Genomic DNA, 14,097 nt, shown 5'->3' with positions numbered 1-14,097 from the left:
TCGAGGTCGCAACGACTGTTGTGCAACCGTTTTCAACGTTGGGAGTCGCGCTAGATGACCGAACCGGAACGCTACCAGTACGACGTCGTTGTGATCGGTGCGGGTGGTGCCGGCCTGCGAGCGGTCATCGAAGCTCGTGAGAAGGGCTATTCGGTCGCAGTCGTGTGCAAGTCGCTGTTCGGCAAGGCACACACCGTGATGGCCGAAGGTGGCTGCGCGGCGTCGATGGGTAACGCGAACGCGAAGGACAACTGGGCGACGCACTTCCAGGACACGATGCGTGGCGGGAAGTTCCTGAACAACTGGCGCATGGCCGAACTGCATGCCAAGGAAGCGCCCGACCGGGTGTGGGAACTGGAAACCTATGGGGCGCTGTTCGACCGGACCGCTGACGGCCGGATCGCACAGCGCAACTTCGGCGGCCACACCTACCCGCGCCTGGCTCACGTCGGAGACCGGACCGGACTGGAACTCATCCGAACCATGCAGCAGAAGATCGTCTCGCTGCAGCAGGAGGACTTCGCGGCCACCGGTGACTACGAGTCCCGCATCAAGGTCTTTGCCGAGTGCACCATCACCGAGCTGCTGAAAGACGGCGACGCCATCGCCGGTGCGTTCGGGTACTGGCGCGAGTCCGGCCGGTTCATCGTGTTCGAGGCACCTGCGGTGGTGGTCGCTACTGGCGGTATCGGCAAGTCGTTCAAGGTGACGTCGAACTCCTGGGAGTACACCGGCGACGGGCACGCGCTCGCCCTGCGCGCAGGCGCGAGCCTGATCAACATGGAGTTCGTCCAGTTCCACCCGACGGGGATGGTGTGGCCGCCCAGCGTGAAGGGCATCCTCGTGACCGAAGGCGTCCGCGGTGACGGCGGCGTCCTCAAGAACACCGACGGCAAGCGGTTCATGTTCGACTACATCCCGCCGGTGTTCAAGGGTCAGTACGCGGAGACGGAGAAGGAAGCCGACGAGTGGCTCGCGGACAACGACTCCGCCCGCCGCACACCGGATCTCCTCCCGCGCGACGAGGTCGCCCGCGCGATCAACGAGGAGGTCAAGGCCGGTCGCGGCACCGAGCACGGTGGCGTCTATCTCGACATCGCGTCCCGCATGCCGGCGGAGGAGATCATCCGGCGGCTTCCGTCGATGCATCACCAGTTCAAAGAGCTTGCCGACGTGGACATCACGAAGGAGCCAATGGAGGTCGGCCCGACCTGCCACTACGTGATGGGTGGGATCGAGGTCGATCCCGACACCGCGGCGTCGCGCGTGCCTGGACTGTTCGCCGCCGGCGAGTGTTCCGGCGGTATGCACGGGTCGAACCGACTGGGCGGCAACTCGCTGTCCGATCTGCTCGTGTTCGGTCGACGAGCAGGGCTCGGCGCGGCGTCGTATGTCGAGTCGCTGGGTAACCGGCCCGAGATCGCGCAAGACGACATCGACCGGGCGGCCGAATACGCGCTCTCTCCGTTCGATCCGCCCGCCGACGGCAAGCCGGAGAACCCGTACACGCTGCACATGGATCTGCAGCAGGCGATGAACGACCTCGTCGGCATCATCCGCAAAGAAGCGGAGATGCAGGAGGCGCTCCGCGTGCTCTCCGACCTCCGGAACCGGCTCGGCAGCATGCAGGTCGAGGGGCATCGGCAGTTCAATCCGGGGTGGCATCTCGCGATCGATCTCCGGAACATGCTCCTGGTCAGCGAATGTGTCGCCAAGGCGGCACTGATGCGCACCGAGAGTCGCGGCGGACACACCCGCGACGATCACCCGTCGATGGATTCGGCCTGGCGCAACACCCTGCTGGTCTGCACGGCAGAAACGAGCACCGACTCACCGGTCCCGGAGGTCGAGGTCGTCGAGGAAGAACAGGAACCGATGCGGCCGGACCTGCTGGAGCTCTTCGAGTTCGAAGAGATCGAAAAGTACTACACCGCAGCCGAAATCGCTGGTCATCCCGGCGCCGGGGGCGAGCGAGCCGAGGGACAGTCGGAGGACTGACATGGGTTACGACGCGAAGTTCCGAGTGTGGCGAGGCGACATCGAAGGCGGTGGTCTCGAGGATTACACGGTGCAGGCCAACGACGGCGAGGTGGTGCTCGACATCATCCACCGCCTCCAGGCGACCCAAGCTCCCGACCTGGCCGTGCGCTGGAACTGCAAGGCGGGCAAATGTGGGTCGTGTTCCGCTGAGGTGAACGGACGTCCGAAGCTGTTGTGCATGACCCGGATGTCGACGTTCACCGAGGACGAGGTCATCACGGTCACCCCGATGCGCACGTTCCCGGTCATCCGTGACCTCGTCACCGATGTCTCGTTCAACTACACGAAGGCCCGCGAGATCCAGTCGTTCACGCCGCCGCCCGGGCTTGGGCCGGGGGAGTACCGGATGAAGCAGGTCGACGTGCAACGGTCGCAGGAGTTCCGCAAGTGCATCGAGTGCTTCCTGTGCCAGAACACCTGCCACGTCGTCCGCGACCACGAGGAGAACAAAGAAGCCTTCGCCGGCCCCCGCTACCTGATGCGGATCGCCGAGCTCGACATGCACCCGCTCGACGTCGCCGAACGTCGCGACACCGCGCAGAACGAGCACGGTCTCGGGTTCTGCAACATCACCAAGTGCTGCTCCGACGTCTGCCCGGAACACATCAAGATCACCGACAACGCGCTCATCCCCATGAAGGAACGGGTCGTCGACCGCAAATACGACCCGCTGGTATGGCTGGGTAACAAGCTCTTCCGACGCTAGCGCCACTTCTCGCGCTCACCCGGCGACCCCGGGTGTCACGTCCCCGGCACTGATCGGGTGACACCGCCGACGGCTCTCGACGAGTCCGTCACACTCGTCGTGCCTCTGGTGTGACCTGGTCGATGATTCGTCAACGGGCGAAACGGATACACGAGCGGCGCAGGGGTACCGACCAGGGGCCCATCAGGAGGGGAGTCGGTACTTCGATGACAGGGACCCATCGCGTCGTCAGACGTACTCCGGAGCTCGTATGAGGACGAGTGACGAGGAGCTGGTCGACGGTCGGACCCGGCACTACGGCGAGTTCTACGGCGTCGTCGAGGCTCCGCGGAACGATGACCGGAAGATACTCGTCGTCTGGGGAAACTGCCAGGCCGAGGCCTTGCGGATTGTCCTGTCCAGCTCTCCGGACCTCCCGTTCCGTACCGTTCGCGTCCCGCCGGTCCACGAACTCGAGTCCGCCGACATGGCGCGGGTCGAGGACCTCATGAGCAGCGCAGCGATCATCGTCTCCCAACCGGTGCGTACCGGGTACCGGGGATTTCCGATCGGAACCTCGGACCTGGCCGACCTGGCGCCATCGGCGTCCGTCATCGTCTGGCCGGTCATCCGCTACGGCGGATTGTTTCCGTTCCAGGTCATCGCCCGACACCCAGCGCAGCCGTCCGCAGTACCCGCGGCGGTTCCGTACCACGATCTGCGAACGGCCCTCGCCGTGGTGGCCGGTCGCGACCGCTTCGACGAATGGGACGTCGACATCGCCGCCGAACGTATCCGGGAAGCAGCGCAATGGAGTGTGGATCAGCTCGCCGTCCGCGAGCGGCGGCACTGTGACGTCGGGATCTCCGACACACTGCTCGACCTCGGGGCCGATGCCGCCCACACGATCAACCACCCTGGAAATCGAGTGTTGCTCGCCCTCGGCGGCCGGATCCTCGACTCGCTCGGGGCGTCGGCGCCGGTCCCACCCTCACGCGACCTGCTCGGCAACATCCGAGCGCCCCTGGAGCGACGGGTGATCGACGCGCTGGGGATCGACGCGTGCCCGCGGACGTCGTGGGACGTCGACGGTGTGGCGCTGACCGAGGACGACGTTCGCCGTCGCCAGATGCACTGGTACGCAGACCATCCCGAGTTCATCGGAGCAGTGTTGGACCGTTACACCGACCTCATCGAGATCTTGGGCCTGTCGTGACGGGGCCGATCGGGCATCTCCTGGTCGGACCCCGCTCACACGGTGTGGTCCGATATGCGCAGTCGGTCTTCGATGCGGTACGCGCCGAGAGCGCGGATCATCGTTTGGCGCACGTGCTCACGCTCGGCGCCGGTGTCGTATCAGGACTGGACGAGTGTGCGCTCGTGCACGTGCACGTGACCGATCGCCTGTTCGGACGTACGCCACGGCAAGCCCGGGACAGCGTGCTCGCCCTGTTCGCGGCACTGGACCGGCCGGTCTCGGTGACCCTGCATGATCTGCCCCAGCCCTCGGACGGACCGGCGATGCAGGCACGTGCCGATTTCTATCGCGCGGTGGCGCGGGCCGCGACAGGAGTGATCGTGTCGAGTCACCACGAGGCGTCGCTCTTCGCCGAGTACGTCGACGCGACGATCGGCGTCGAGGTCATACCGCTGATGTTCGACACCGTCCGCGTCGACAAGCCCTCGGAATCAGCGGAACTGACGGTCGGTGTCCTCGGCTACCTGTACCCCGGGAAGGGGCACCTGGAGACACTGCAGGCTATGTCCGGCCTCGACCCGTCCATCGGTTTCGTCGCGCTCGGCACCCCGTCACCCGGCCACGAAGACCTGGCCGATGAACTCGCCAAGGTCGCCGCGGAGATGGGACGGCGGTGCACGGTCACGGGGTTCCTGACCGACGACGAACTGATCCGGGCGTCGGCCGAGGTCACGGTTCCGGCCGCCTATCACCGGCACATGTCGGCCTCCGGGTCGATCAACTCCTGGATCTCCGCCGGGCGCCGACCGCTGGTCCCGAGCACCGCCTACACCGATGAACTCGCCGCTCGTTCCCCGGGCGTCCTGACGATGCACGCCAACAACGATGCTGCTCTGCGGACCGCTCTCGAGAGCGCGTTCGCGAATCCCGCGAGCACCTGGATCGATCCGGCGGTGACGCCGTCGCCCACCGCCGCCGACGTCGGCCGGGCTCACGAGCGACTGGTCCGGCGGTGGAGTGCATGACCGTCATGAGGCTCGGCGACGGCCGAACCGTGGTGGCCGACAATCGCTGGGACCTGGTCGGCGTGGCTTCGACGACGCCGCTGGTGAGTGTCGTGATCCCGTACTACAACCAACCCCACCAACTCGCGTTGGTCCTCGAGGCGTTGACGGCCCAGACCCACCCGCCGGATCGTCTCGAAGTGGTCGTCGCCGACGATGGCTCGACGTGTTCGCCGGACGTGAGAGCGTGGACATCGCGACTCGACATCACCGTGGTGACGCAGGAGGACAACGGCTTCCGAGCGGCAGCCGCCCGCAATCTGGGTGTCGCGGCGTCGAGCGGTACGGTCCTGTGTTTCCTCGACGCGGACACGGTGCCGACACCCGACTACATCCGGCAGTCGATCAGATTGCCCGCCGCGGCGCCCGACGCACTCGTGGTCGGGCGGCGTAAGCACGCCGACCTGAGCCGGGTCGCCCCGGACTCGGTGGTGGGGTGGTTGTCCGAACAACGGCCGCTCGAATCCTCGCACGACTGCGAACCCGGATGGCTGGTCGATGCGTACGACCGCACGTCCAACCTCCTGAACCCGGGCTGGGACGGTTACAAGTATCTGATCAGTGCGGTGATGACCTGCAGCCGTCAATTGTTCGACGACGTCGGAGGCTTCGACCCGTCGTTCGTCCACTACGGCGGTGAGGACTGGGAATTCGCGAACCGGGCCTTCATGATGGGCGCGGTGTTCGCGCACGAACCCGACGCACTGGCCTGGCACGATGGTCCCGACTGGGCGGAACGTTCGGTGCCCGAGCGGATCTCGAAGAAGAACGCCGAAGCCCTCGCGCTCGCCCCGCTCATCACCGATCCGGCGGCCCGTACTGCCGGCCTGCTGTACTCGATCCCGGACATCGTGGTGCTCGTGTCGACGGCGGGGCACACCGCGGCATCGCTGATGCGTACTGTCGCCGGCGCGTTGCGAGGGATGGATGCTGCTGTCTGGCTTGTCGGCGAACATGCCGACGCTTTGCTCATCCAACTGGGCGTGGACGATTCGCGAATCCGGGTCGGTGGTCCGGACGCATCGACGCTGTCGCGGTGCAGGTTCGTCGTCGAGGTCGCCGGTACCGTCGTGGTCTTCTCCGTTGATTCGCTCGCGCTGCTCACGGCCCAGGTCGGGCCGGGGGAATGCGGCCAGGTGACGGTGGACTTCGACGGATCACCGGCCTCGGTAACGGTCACGTCGTCGCGCGCACGGCACCGTGTCCGACGCTGGGCAGCGCACACCGACGTGGGCCCTGGCGAGCTTCTCGACCGGTTGTTCGGGGTCCGAACAGTGCATCACAGCGAGGTCGAGATCGTCCTCGGCGACGAGGAACCGGCGTTGTCCTGGTGAGTGTGGTCCGCAGGTGATCGGCACTCCCGAACCTCACCTCGACCGGCAGACTTCGATCGAGTTCTGCGTGTCAGGGATGACGTCGACCGGTCACCGGAGTGGAACTCCACAGACCTGCGATTTATTGGTGCCCCCGGTGAGACTCGAACTCACACTGGACGGGTTTTGAATCCGTTGCCTCTGCCAATTGGGCTACGGGGGCCAGTGCGCGGGTTGCCCCGTGCAGGAGCCAACTCTAGATGATCGGCCGACCGGCCCGGCAACCGGTACTCTTCTGTTCGACTATGGCGTGGAGGAGGGGATGGTGACAGTGACCGACAGTGCGACTACGACAACTGGTGAGACGACGAAGACGCATCGTGTGCTGGTGGCCGAGGACGACTCGCTGATCCGTATGGATCTGATCGAGATGCTCCGCGAAGAGGGCTATGACGTCGTGGGGGAGGCTCCCAACGGTCAGGTCGCCGTCGAGCTCACGGAGTCCCTGAAACCCGACCTGGTCATCATGGACATCAAGATGCCCATCCGCGACGGCATCGACGCGGCGACGGAGATCGCGGAGAAGCGGCTGGCGCCGGTCGTCATGCTCACCGCGTTCAGCCAGCGGGACTTCATCGAGAAGGCGCGCGACGCCGGCGCGATGGCCTACCTGGTCAAACCGTTCACCAAGGCCGATCTGGTGCCGGCCATCGAGGTGGCCGTCAGTCGCTATCACGAGCTCAAACTGCTGGAGCGCGAGGTCGCGACGATGAACGAGCGGCTCGAGACCCGCAAGCTCGTCGAACGCGCCAAAGGTCTGCTCATGCAGAAACAGGGCCTTTCCGAGCCCGAGGCGTTCAAGTGGATTCAGCGTGCCGCGATGGACCGTCGGACAACGATGAAAGCCGTGGCCCAGGTCGTCGTGGAGACCCTCGGGACGAACTGACGAAGGACAGGTCGATTTGACGCAATGCGTCTGCGCGCAAGTCAGTTTCACTGTCTTTACGCAGGGGCAACAAGATCGCGCTAGCTTTTCCCCAGCGAGGCGCGGTTGGATGCGTCGATCTCGATGCACCGCTCTCGTGTGACAACTCCAATCGCAAGGAGAGCATTGATGTCCTTTCGTTCTTTGACGAGCGGGGCAGTGGTCATGACTGCGGCGGCAGCGCTCGTCGTCGCCGGCTGCAGCAGCTCTGACTCTGGTTCCGACGAAGGCTCCGGAGGCTCGGCCAGCGCGGCCGTAGAGTCCACTCCCGCACCCCCCGGCATGGGCCTCGCGCAGAAGCTGGCCTGTAACCCGCCGAAGGCCACGCCGGGCCCCGAGAGCACCGCTCCGCTGAAGATCGGCACGCTGCTCCCCGAGACCGGCTCCCTCGCCTTCCTGGGGCCGCCCATGGTGGCCGGTGTCAACCTGGCCATCAAGGACATCAACGCCGCCGGCGGTGTGCTCGACAAGCCCGTCGAGCTGGTCACCGGTGACTCCGGCGACACCACCACCGACACCGCCAACGCCACCGTCGACCGCGAGCTCAGCGCCGGCACCCAGGTGATCATCGGTGCGGCGTCGTCGTCGGTGTCGCTGAAGGTCATCGACAAGATCGCCAACGCGGGCGCCGTCATGTTCTCGCCGGCCAACACCTCCGACGAGTTCACCTGCTACCAGGACAAGGGACAGTACTTCCGTACCGCTCCCGCCGATGTCCTGCAGGCCCAGGCACTCTCGCAGACGATGGCCGAGGACGGCGTTCAGCGTGTGTCCATCCTCGCCCTCAACGACCCGTACGGAACGGGCCTGGCCGACAACACCGTTCGCGACCTCGAGGCCGCCGGTGTGCCCGCCGACCAGATCCAGAAGATCATTTACGACCCGAATGCCCAGTCGTTCAACGCCGAGGTCGACCAGGTGAAGAACTTCAACCCGGACGGCGTTGCGCTCATCGGGTTCGAGGAGAGCGCCAAGATCCTCACCCGTATGCACGAGGTGGGCATCGGACCGAGCGACGGCAAGCTCGTCTACGGCGTCGACGGCAACATGGGTAACGCACTCGGCGAGTCGGTCGGTTCCGGCCTGCTCAAGGGTATGAAGGGCACGACTCCGCTCACCCAGACCAGCGGTGAGTTCCAGTCCGCGCTCAAGGATCTCGATCCGAAGCTGATCGATTTCAACTACTCGGGCGAGAGTTACGACGCCGCGGTGCTGAGTGCGCTCGCCGCGACCGCAGCCAAGTCGACCGACGGCCGCACGATCGCCGCCAACATCATCGGCGTCACCAACGGCGACGAGAACTGCGACTCGTACCAGGCGTGCCTGGATGCGCTGAAGAGCGGCAAGACGATCGCCTACGTCGGCAAGACCGGGAACCTGGCGTTCAACGCCGCCGGTGAGCCCAGCGTCGGCTCCTACGGCGTCCTCGAGTTCGACGGGGACAACAAGCTGCTGACCCCGACCCGCAAGTACGTGTCGGTGGCCGCGCAGTAGTCACACAAGACCAGAGACCCTCGGCTCACGAGCCGAGGGTCTCTGTGTGTCCGCGCACGAAATCCGTTGCCGCTCACCGTCCCCGCGTGAGCGGCAACGGATCCCGTGAGCGAAGCCTACGTCTTCTTCTCCGAGCTGCCCGCCAGCGTGCCCAGGTAGAGCTCGATGATCTTGGGATCCTTGGCGAGGTTGCTGCCGGTGTCGGTGTAGGCGTTGCGACCCTGGTCGAGAACGTAACCGCGGTCGCAGATCTGGAGGCAGCGGCGGGCGTTCTGCTCGACCATGATGATCGAGACGCCGGTTGCGTTGATCGCCTTGCAGCGGATGAACACCTCGTCCTGGAACATGGGGGACAGGCCTGCCGACGGCTCGTCGAGCAGCAAGACCGCCGGGTCCATCATCAGGGCCCGGCCCATCGCGACCATCTGCCGTTCGCCGCCGGACAGCGCGCCCGCCTTGATCTTCCGACGCTCCGACAGGAGCGGGAACAGCTCGGAGACGAACTCGAACCGCTTGGCGAACGTCTTCGGCCGCAGGTAGACGCCCATCTCGAGGTTCTCCTCGATCGTCAGCGCGGGGAACACATTCTGTGTCTGCGGGACGTATCCGACACCCTTGTCGACGAGGACGTGTGCCTTGGCCGAGGTGATGTCGTCGCCGCGCAGGGTGACCGAACCCTTACGGACCGGGATCAGCCCGAACAGGGTCTTGAGCAGCGTCGACTTGCCGGCGCCGTTCGGACCGATGATGCCCACGATCTCCCCGTCGTTCAGGAAGAAGTTGCACTCCTCGAGGATGTTGATCCCCGGCAGATAGCCGGCGGTGATGTCGTCGGCGCGCAGCAACGCATTCGTCGCGAGCTTGCGGTGCTCGTCGGGGGTGGCCGCGCGCTGTGCCGGTGTCAGCGACCCGCCGTCCGATCCCAGGCTCATCGCTCGGTCTCCTTCTTGTCCGTGTCGACGCCGGCCGAATCGGCGGGCGGCAACTCGACCGGCTCGGAGAGGTCGCCGCCTTCTTCGAGGGTGGCCTCGATGGCTGCCTCGACCTGCTCGGCGAGCACCGCGGTCGCACCGACGGGCTGACCCTGGTCGTCGAACTCCAGTGCCTGGTCGTGGTGACCGCCGAGATAGGCGTCGACGACGGCCTCGTTGTCGACCAGGCGATCCGGCAGGGATTCGGCGATGATCTGGCCCTGGGCCATCACCACCACCCAGTCACTGATGTCGCGGATGACGTCCATGTCGTGTTCGACGAAGACCACCGTCACGCCCTCGTCGCGCAGCGACTTGATGTGTTCGAGCAAGCTCTGCGTGAGGGCCGGGTTCACACCGGCCATCGGCTCGTCGAGCATCACGATCTCGGGATCGGTCATCAGCGCGCGTGCCATTTCCAGCAACTTGCGCTGCCCACCCGAGAGCGAGCCCGCGAAGTCGTTCGCCTTGGCGTCGAGCTTGAACCGCCGCAGCAGTTCGTGTGCGCGCTCGGTGATCTCGGCTTCCTGTTTGCGCCAGGTCCACGGGGCGAGGGCGGCGAGGAAGTGTTCGCCGCGCTGGCCGGTGGCACCGAGCTTGACGTTGTCGAGCACCGACATCTTCGACAGCGCCTTGGTCAGCTGGAAGGTGCGCACCATGCCGCGGCGTGCGACCTGGTGCGGGACCATCCGGCCGAGGGATTCGCCGTTGAGCGACCACGTACCCGAATCCGGTTTGTCGAAACCGGTGATCAGGTTGAAGAACGTGGTCTTGCCGGCACCGTTGGGTCCGATGAGGCCGGTGATCGCGCCGCGTTGCACCTCGAGGTGGTCGACCTGGACCGCCTTGATGCCGCCGAAGGTGCGGGAGATGTTGTCCACCACGATGATCGGGTCAGGCTTTGCCGATCCCGGTTCGGGTGACACCTCCGCGAACAGTCGCGAGCGCTCGGGCGCCGACAGGGTCGTCAGATCGCGGCGCGTCGCCCGCGTACCGGCGATGTCGGGACCGGTCTCGTCGACGACGATCCCGGTGTCGCCCACCGGCGTCGAGGGCTCGTCGTCGTGTGCCGAATGGCGTCCGTCATCAGGCATCGAGCTGCACCTCCCTCTTGTTGCCGAGGAGTCCCTGTGGTCGGAACACCATCATCAGGATGATCGCCAGACCCAGCAGCACGTAGCGGATCGCGCCGACCTGCTGCGCCGAGAGGTCCAGCATCGGGTTGTCGCCGGACGTGGCCTGGCGCAACAGCGCGTCGGGGATGGCCAGCAGGAACCAGAACAGCATCGCGCCGAGGACCGGTCCGAACACCGTCGCCGCACCGCCGAGAATGAGTGCGCCGTAGGCGAAGAAGGTCTGGGCGGTGGAGTAGAAGTCCGGGTTGATCGACTGCGTCGCGAGTGCGTTGAACACGCCTGCGAGGCCGCCGATACAGCCACCGAGGATGAGTGCCTGCATCTTGAAGGAATAGGCGTTCTTGCCGAGCGATCGGGCGGCGTCCTCGTCCTCGCGCACCGCCTTCAGCACGCGACCCCAGGGGGAGTGGACGAGCAGGTAGACCATGAGGCACAGGAGCAGGACGACGGACCAGCCCACCACCATCGACCACAGGTCGCCGCCGAGGAACTTGACCCCGAAGAACGAGTACTGCTTGCCGTTGTCGAACGGGCTGATCGAGAAAAAACCGCTCGCGTAGCCGTAGATCCCGTTGGTGGAGTGGGTGAAATCGTCCGACGACGTCGACCGGAACACCAGTCGGAGGATCTCCGACGCGGCGATGGTGACGATCGCCAGATAGTCCGCTCGCAGACGAAGTGTCGGGATGCCGAGGACCACCGCGAGCATGCCGGCTGCGGCGATACCCACGATGGCGCCGAGCCAGAGCGGCTGGTCGTAGTTGACGGCCATGATGCCCACGCCGTATCCGCCGAGGAGGGCGAAGGCGATCTGGCCGAAGTTGAGCAGCCCGGCATAGCCGAAGTGCAGGTTGAGGCCGATGGCCAGTAGGGCGTAGAAGATCGCCGACGGGCCGATGAGCTGTGCGAACGCAATCTGTAGCGCTGAGATGATGTCCATGGGTCAGCCGATCCTCGCTCGCGATCCGAGAATGCCCTGGGGCCGGATGGTCAGGATGATGATCAGGATCAACAGGCCGCCGATGTACTTCAGGTCGGGGCTGAGGATGTAGGTCGACAGCTGGACGAGCAATCCGACGATGAGGCAGCCGAGGAGGGCGCCGTAGGCGGTGCCGAGTCCGCCGAGCGTGATGCCCGCGAACATCAGCAGCAGGAGCTTGAATCCCATCTCCCATTGCACCCGGCCGCCGAGTTCGGAGAGCGCGAACATCACGCCGCCGAGTGTCGCCAGGCCGCCGGCGAGCGCCCACACGAACAGGATGACGCGGTCGACGTCGATCCCCGACGACTCGGCGAGGTCCCTGTTGTCGGCGACGGCACGCATGGCCTTGCCGATCCTGGTCCGCTGCAACAACAGAGCGACGCCGAGGAGCACCACGACACAGATGACGATGCAGGCCAGATTCACCGGCGTGATCGCGAACGGACCCGAGCCGATCTGCGTCTGTGCCTGGTAGTCGTTGAACGGTTCGGCCCGGTCGGAGAAGAAGATCAGGATCAGATACCGCATCACCAGGGCGAGGCCGATCGACACGACGAGCATGGCGATCAGCCCGGTTCGTCGCCGTCTCAGCGGTCTCCAGAGACCGAGCTCGTTCAGGATGCCGATGCCGACGCCGACGATGACCGCGAGGATCGTCGCCGGTATCAGCTGTAGCCCGACCTTCACGTTGAACACCCACGCGACCACCGCTCCCAGGGTCACCAGCTCGCCGTGCGAGAAGTTGGTGAGGCCGGTCGTCCCGAAGATCAGGCTGAGGCCGACGCCGGTGATGGCGATGATGAGACCGAAACGGATGCCGTCGATGGCCAGACGGGTGAGTTCGGCGACCGCCGAGACCTCCGTACCGGTCCGCACCTCACCGAACGAGAAGATGACCGGCCGCGCCGTTCCGCCACTGACATCGACCGGTAGCTCGGGCTTCTGGACCTCCACATCGTCTGGGAGAGAGTCGGTGTCGACGACGACGGTGTACCTCCCGGGCGGCACCATGATCGACCAGGCTCCGGTCGCCGACGACGTGGCCGTCCCGACGACGGTGCCTGACGCGTCCTTCGCCTCGAGTTTCACCCCCTCGACCTTCTCGGCGCCGTTCCGCAGGACACCGAACACCCGCACCTCGTCGGGGGCGGCGTCGGCGGACGGGGTCCCGAAGAGCCCGCACAGCATCGACGCCGCGACGAACAGCAGGACGGCCAGCGCGGTGCGCCGCGTCGACGCCGATGGGCGCCGACGGGATGGCGGGCGGCAGGACGGTGATCGGGTCTGGCGGGCGGGCCGACACTCGGGGCGATGCGCGTGAGTCCGTTCGGTGTGGTCGTCGGGCACGAGTGCGGCCTGCCGGTCAGGCTCTGTCATCGAGGGTGGTACCTCCCTTGCGGACCTGTACGCCAGTGACATCCATCGGCCATGACCTGGCCGATCACTGCGCGGCCGGTCACCCTGCGGGACATTAGCCGCAGCTTCGTCGCCACGTGACGACAACGACGTTTCCCGGAAGTTACATCTGCGGCGACGCAGGGTGGGCTCGATCGATGCGATGTGGTGCTGGCGTACCCATCAGGGCCGTACCCTGGTCGGATGCTGCCGGTGACCATCACACAGACCAGAGACGTCGAACTCGCGAGTGCGCTGCTCGCGCAGGCGTTCGCCGACGACCCCGTGACGCTGTGGATGGACCCGGACACCGCTCGTCACCGCGCGGTGTTCCGGACTCTGCTCGTCCACATCCACGGGAAGGGATCGACGATCGATCTCGCGATGCGCGACGGGCAGCCGGTCGGCGCGGCCGCCTGGGATCCGCCCGGGCACAAGATCTCGACGAGGGCACAGCTGGTGTCGTCCTGGGAGTTCCTTCGGACTCTCGGGCCCCGGATCGGCCGCGGGATCAAGCTGGAGGCCGAGTTCGCCAAGCATCGTCCGAAAGAGCCGCATTGGTATCTGGGACAGATCGGCGCCCCGGTCAAGGGGGCCGGCGTCGGCACGGCGCTGTTGCAGCACCGGCTCGAGCAGATCGACGGACCGGCCTACCTCGAGAGCTCGAACGCTCTCAATGTCCCGCTGTACGAGCGGTTCGGTTTCCAGGTCACCGCGGAATTCGAACTTCCGCTCGACGGCCCCAGGGTCTGGGCCATGTACCGGCCGATGTGACCCCTGACCGTCCACCCGTCCGACCGCCCCGGGCGGGGCGGGTCCGGGTGTCGGGACGGA

General features: G+C 65.9%; 12 protein-coding genes and 1 tRNA gene. 8 read left to right on the top strand and 5 right to left on the bottom strand.

Features of this window, described 5'->3' with window-relative positions; genetic code table 11:
• Positions 1-54 precede the first annotated feature (54 nt).
• The 5 genes from C5O27_RS17630 (at position 55) to C5O27_RS17610 (ending at position 6,321) form a co-directional block, all read left to right on the top strand.
• Positions 55-1,998, top strand: a complete 1,944-nt coding sequence (locus tag C5O27_RS17630; RefSeq protein ID WP_006360006.1) for a fumarate reductase/succinate dehydrogenase flavoprotein subunit — start codon at positions 55-57, stop codon at positions 1,996-1,998.
• 1 nt (position 1,999) lies between these two features.
• Positions 2,000-2,746 carry a succinate dehydrogenase/fumarate reductase iron-sulfur subunit gene (locus C5O27_RS17625; protein ID WP_006360005.1) on the top strand — a complete coding sequence of 249 codons (747 nt, stop codon included), beginning with the start codon at positions 2,000-2,002 and terminating at the stop codon, positions 2,744-2,746.
• 250 nt (positions 2,747-2,996) lie between these two features.
• On the top strand, positions 2,997-3,941 hold the full coding sequence (locus tag C5O27_RS17620) for a WcbI family polysaccharide biosynthesis putative acetyltransferase (protein ID WP_127963261.1): 945 nt from the start codon (positions 2,997-2,999) through the stop codon (positions 3,939-3,941).
• Positions 3,938-4,948: a glycosyltransferase family protein gene (locus C5O27_RS17615; protein ID WP_074849950.1), complete on the top strand. Its 1,011-nt coding sequence runs from the start codon at positions 3,938-3,940 to the stop codon at positions 4,946-4,948. The genes C5O27_RS17620 and C5O27_RS17615 overlap by 4 nt, the downstream gene beginning before the upstream one ends.
• On the top strand, positions 4,945-6,321 hold the full coding sequence (locus C5O27_RS17610; RefSeq protein WP_127963260.1) for a glycosyltransferase: 1,377 nt from the start codon (positions 4,945-4,947) through the stop codon (positions 6,319-6,321). The genes C5O27_RS17615 and C5O27_RS17610 overlap by 4 nt, the downstream gene beginning before the upstream one ends.
• 125 nt (positions 6,322-6,446) lie before the next feature.
• Here the strand turns inward: C5O27_RS17610 and C5O27_RS17605 are convergent.
• A tRNA-Leu gene (locus C5O27_RS17605) sits at positions 6,447-6,523 on the bottom strand.
• 99 nt (positions 6,524-6,622) lie between these two features.
• Between C5O27_RS17605 and C5O27_RS17600 the strand changes: the two genes are divergently transcribed.
• Together C5O27_RS17600 and C5O27_RS17595 are read left to right on the top strand one after the other, a co-directional pair.
• Entirely contained in the window at positions 6,623-7,246 is a 624-nt protein-coding gene (locus tag C5O27_RS17600; RefSeq protein WP_006360000.1) for an ANTAR domain-containing response regulator, read from the top strand.
• A gap of 168 nt (positions 7,247-7,414) precedes the next feature.
• Positions 7,415-8,779, top strand: a complete 1,365-nt coding sequence (locus C5O27_RS17595) for an ABC transporter substrate-binding protein (protein ID WP_035755383.1) — start codon at positions 7,415-7,417, stop codon at positions 8,777-8,779.
• A 116-nt stretch (positions 8,780-8,895) separates the two neighbouring features.
• Here C5O27_RS17595 and C5O27_RS17590 read toward each other — a convergent pair whose 3' ends face one another.
• Genes C5O27_RS17590 through C5O27_RS17575 form a run of 4 tightly spaced genes read right to left on the bottom strand, consistent with a single transcriptional unit; the run spans position 8,896 to position 13,245 of the window.
• A complete protein-coding gene (locus C5O27_RS17590; RefSeq protein WP_006359997.1) occupies positions 8,896-9,711 on the bottom strand; it encodes an ABC transporter ATP-binding protein in 816 nt (271 codons plus the stop codon).
• The gene (locus C5O27_RS17585; protein ID WP_075864081.1) at positions 9,708-10,844 is read right to left on the bottom strand and encodes an ABC transporter ATP-binding protein; all 1,137 of its coding nucleotides are present in this window, start codon (positions 10,842-10,844) and stop codon (positions 9,708-9,710) included. The genes C5O27_RS17590 and C5O27_RS17585 overlap by 4 nt, the downstream gene beginning before the upstream one ends.
• Positions 10,837-11,826 carry a branched-chain amino acid ABC transporter permease gene (locus C5O27_RS17580; protein WP_005201095.1) on the bottom strand — a complete coding sequence of 330 codons (990 nt, stop codon included), beginning with the start codon at positions 11,824-11,826 and terminating at the stop codon, positions 10,837-10,839. The genes C5O27_RS17585 and C5O27_RS17580 overlap by 8 nt, the downstream gene beginning before the upstream one ends.
• A gap of 3 nt (positions 11,827-11,829) precedes the next feature.
• Positions 11,830-13,245 carry an ABC transporter permease subunit gene (locus C5O27_RS17575; protein ID WP_006359995.1) on the bottom strand — a complete coding sequence of 472 codons (1,416 nt, stop codon included), beginning with the start codon at positions 13,243-13,245 and terminating at the stop codon, positions 11,830-11,832.
• 222 nt (positions 13,246-13,467) lie between these two features.
• Between C5O27_RS17575 and C5O27_RS17570 the strand changes: the two genes are divergently transcribed.
• Positions 13,468-14,037, top strand: a complete 570-nt coding sequence (locus tag C5O27_RS17570) for a GNAT family N-acetyltransferase (protein ID WP_006359994.1) — start codon at positions 13,468-13,470, stop codon at positions 14,035-14,037.
• Positions 14,038-14,097: the final 60 nt, after the last annotated feature.

This window comes from Gordonia alkanivorans, from assembly GCF_004011905.1.
Classification (GTDB): Bacteria; Actinomycetota; Actinomycetes; order Mycobacteriales; family Mycobacteriaceae; genus Gordonia; species Gordonia alkanivorans.
This window is presented reverse-complemented; position numbering and strand designations above follow the sequence as displayed.

Excerpts from the sequence above, each read along its gene's own strand:
- C5O27_RS17630 (WP_006360006.1), top strand. The coding sequence starts at position 55 with ATGACCGAACCGGAACGCTACCAGTACGACGTCGTTGTGATCGGTGCG.
- C5O27_RS17625 (WP_006360005.1), top strand. The coding sequence starts at position 2,000 with ATGGGTTACGACGCGAAGTTCCGAGTGTGGCGAGGCGACATCGAAGGC.
- C5O27_RS17620 (WP_127963261.1), top strand. The coding sequence starts at position 2,997 with ATGAGGACGAGTGACGAGGAGCTGGTCGACGGTCGGACCCGGCACTAC.
- C5O27_RS17610 (WP_127963260.1), top strand. The coding sequence starts at position 4,945 with ATGACCGTCATGAGGCTCGGCGACGGCCGAACCGTGGTGGCCGACAAT.
- C5O27_RS17600 (WP_006360000.1), top strand. The coding sequence starts at position 6,623 with ATGGTGACAGTGACCGACAGTGCGACTACGACAACTGGTGAGACGACG.
- C5O27_RS17595 (WP_035755383.1), top strand. The coding sequence starts at position 7,415 with ATGTCCTTTCGTTCTTTGACGAGCGGGGCAGTGGTCATGACTGCGGCG.
- C5O27_RS17590 (WP_006359997.1), bottom strand. The coding sequence starts at position 9,711 with ATGAGCCTGGGATCGGACGGCGGGTCGCTGACACCGGCACAGCGCGCG.
- C5O27_RS17585 (WP_075864081.1), bottom strand. The coding sequence starts at position 10,844 with ATGCCTGATGACGGACGCCATTCGGCACACGACGACGAGCCCTCGACG.
- C5O27_RS17580 (WP_005201095.1), bottom strand. The coding sequence starts at position 11,826 with ATGGACATCATCTCAGCGCTACAGATTGCGTTCGCACAGCTCATCGGC.
- C5O27_RS17575 (WP_006359995.1), bottom strand. The coding sequence starts at position 13,245 with ATGACAGAGCCTGACCGGCAGGCCGCACTCGTGCCCGACGACCACACC.
- C5O27_RS17570 (WP_006359994.1), top strand. The coding sequence starts at position 13,468 with ATGCTGCCGGTGACCATCACACAGACCAGAGACGTCGAACTCGCGAGT.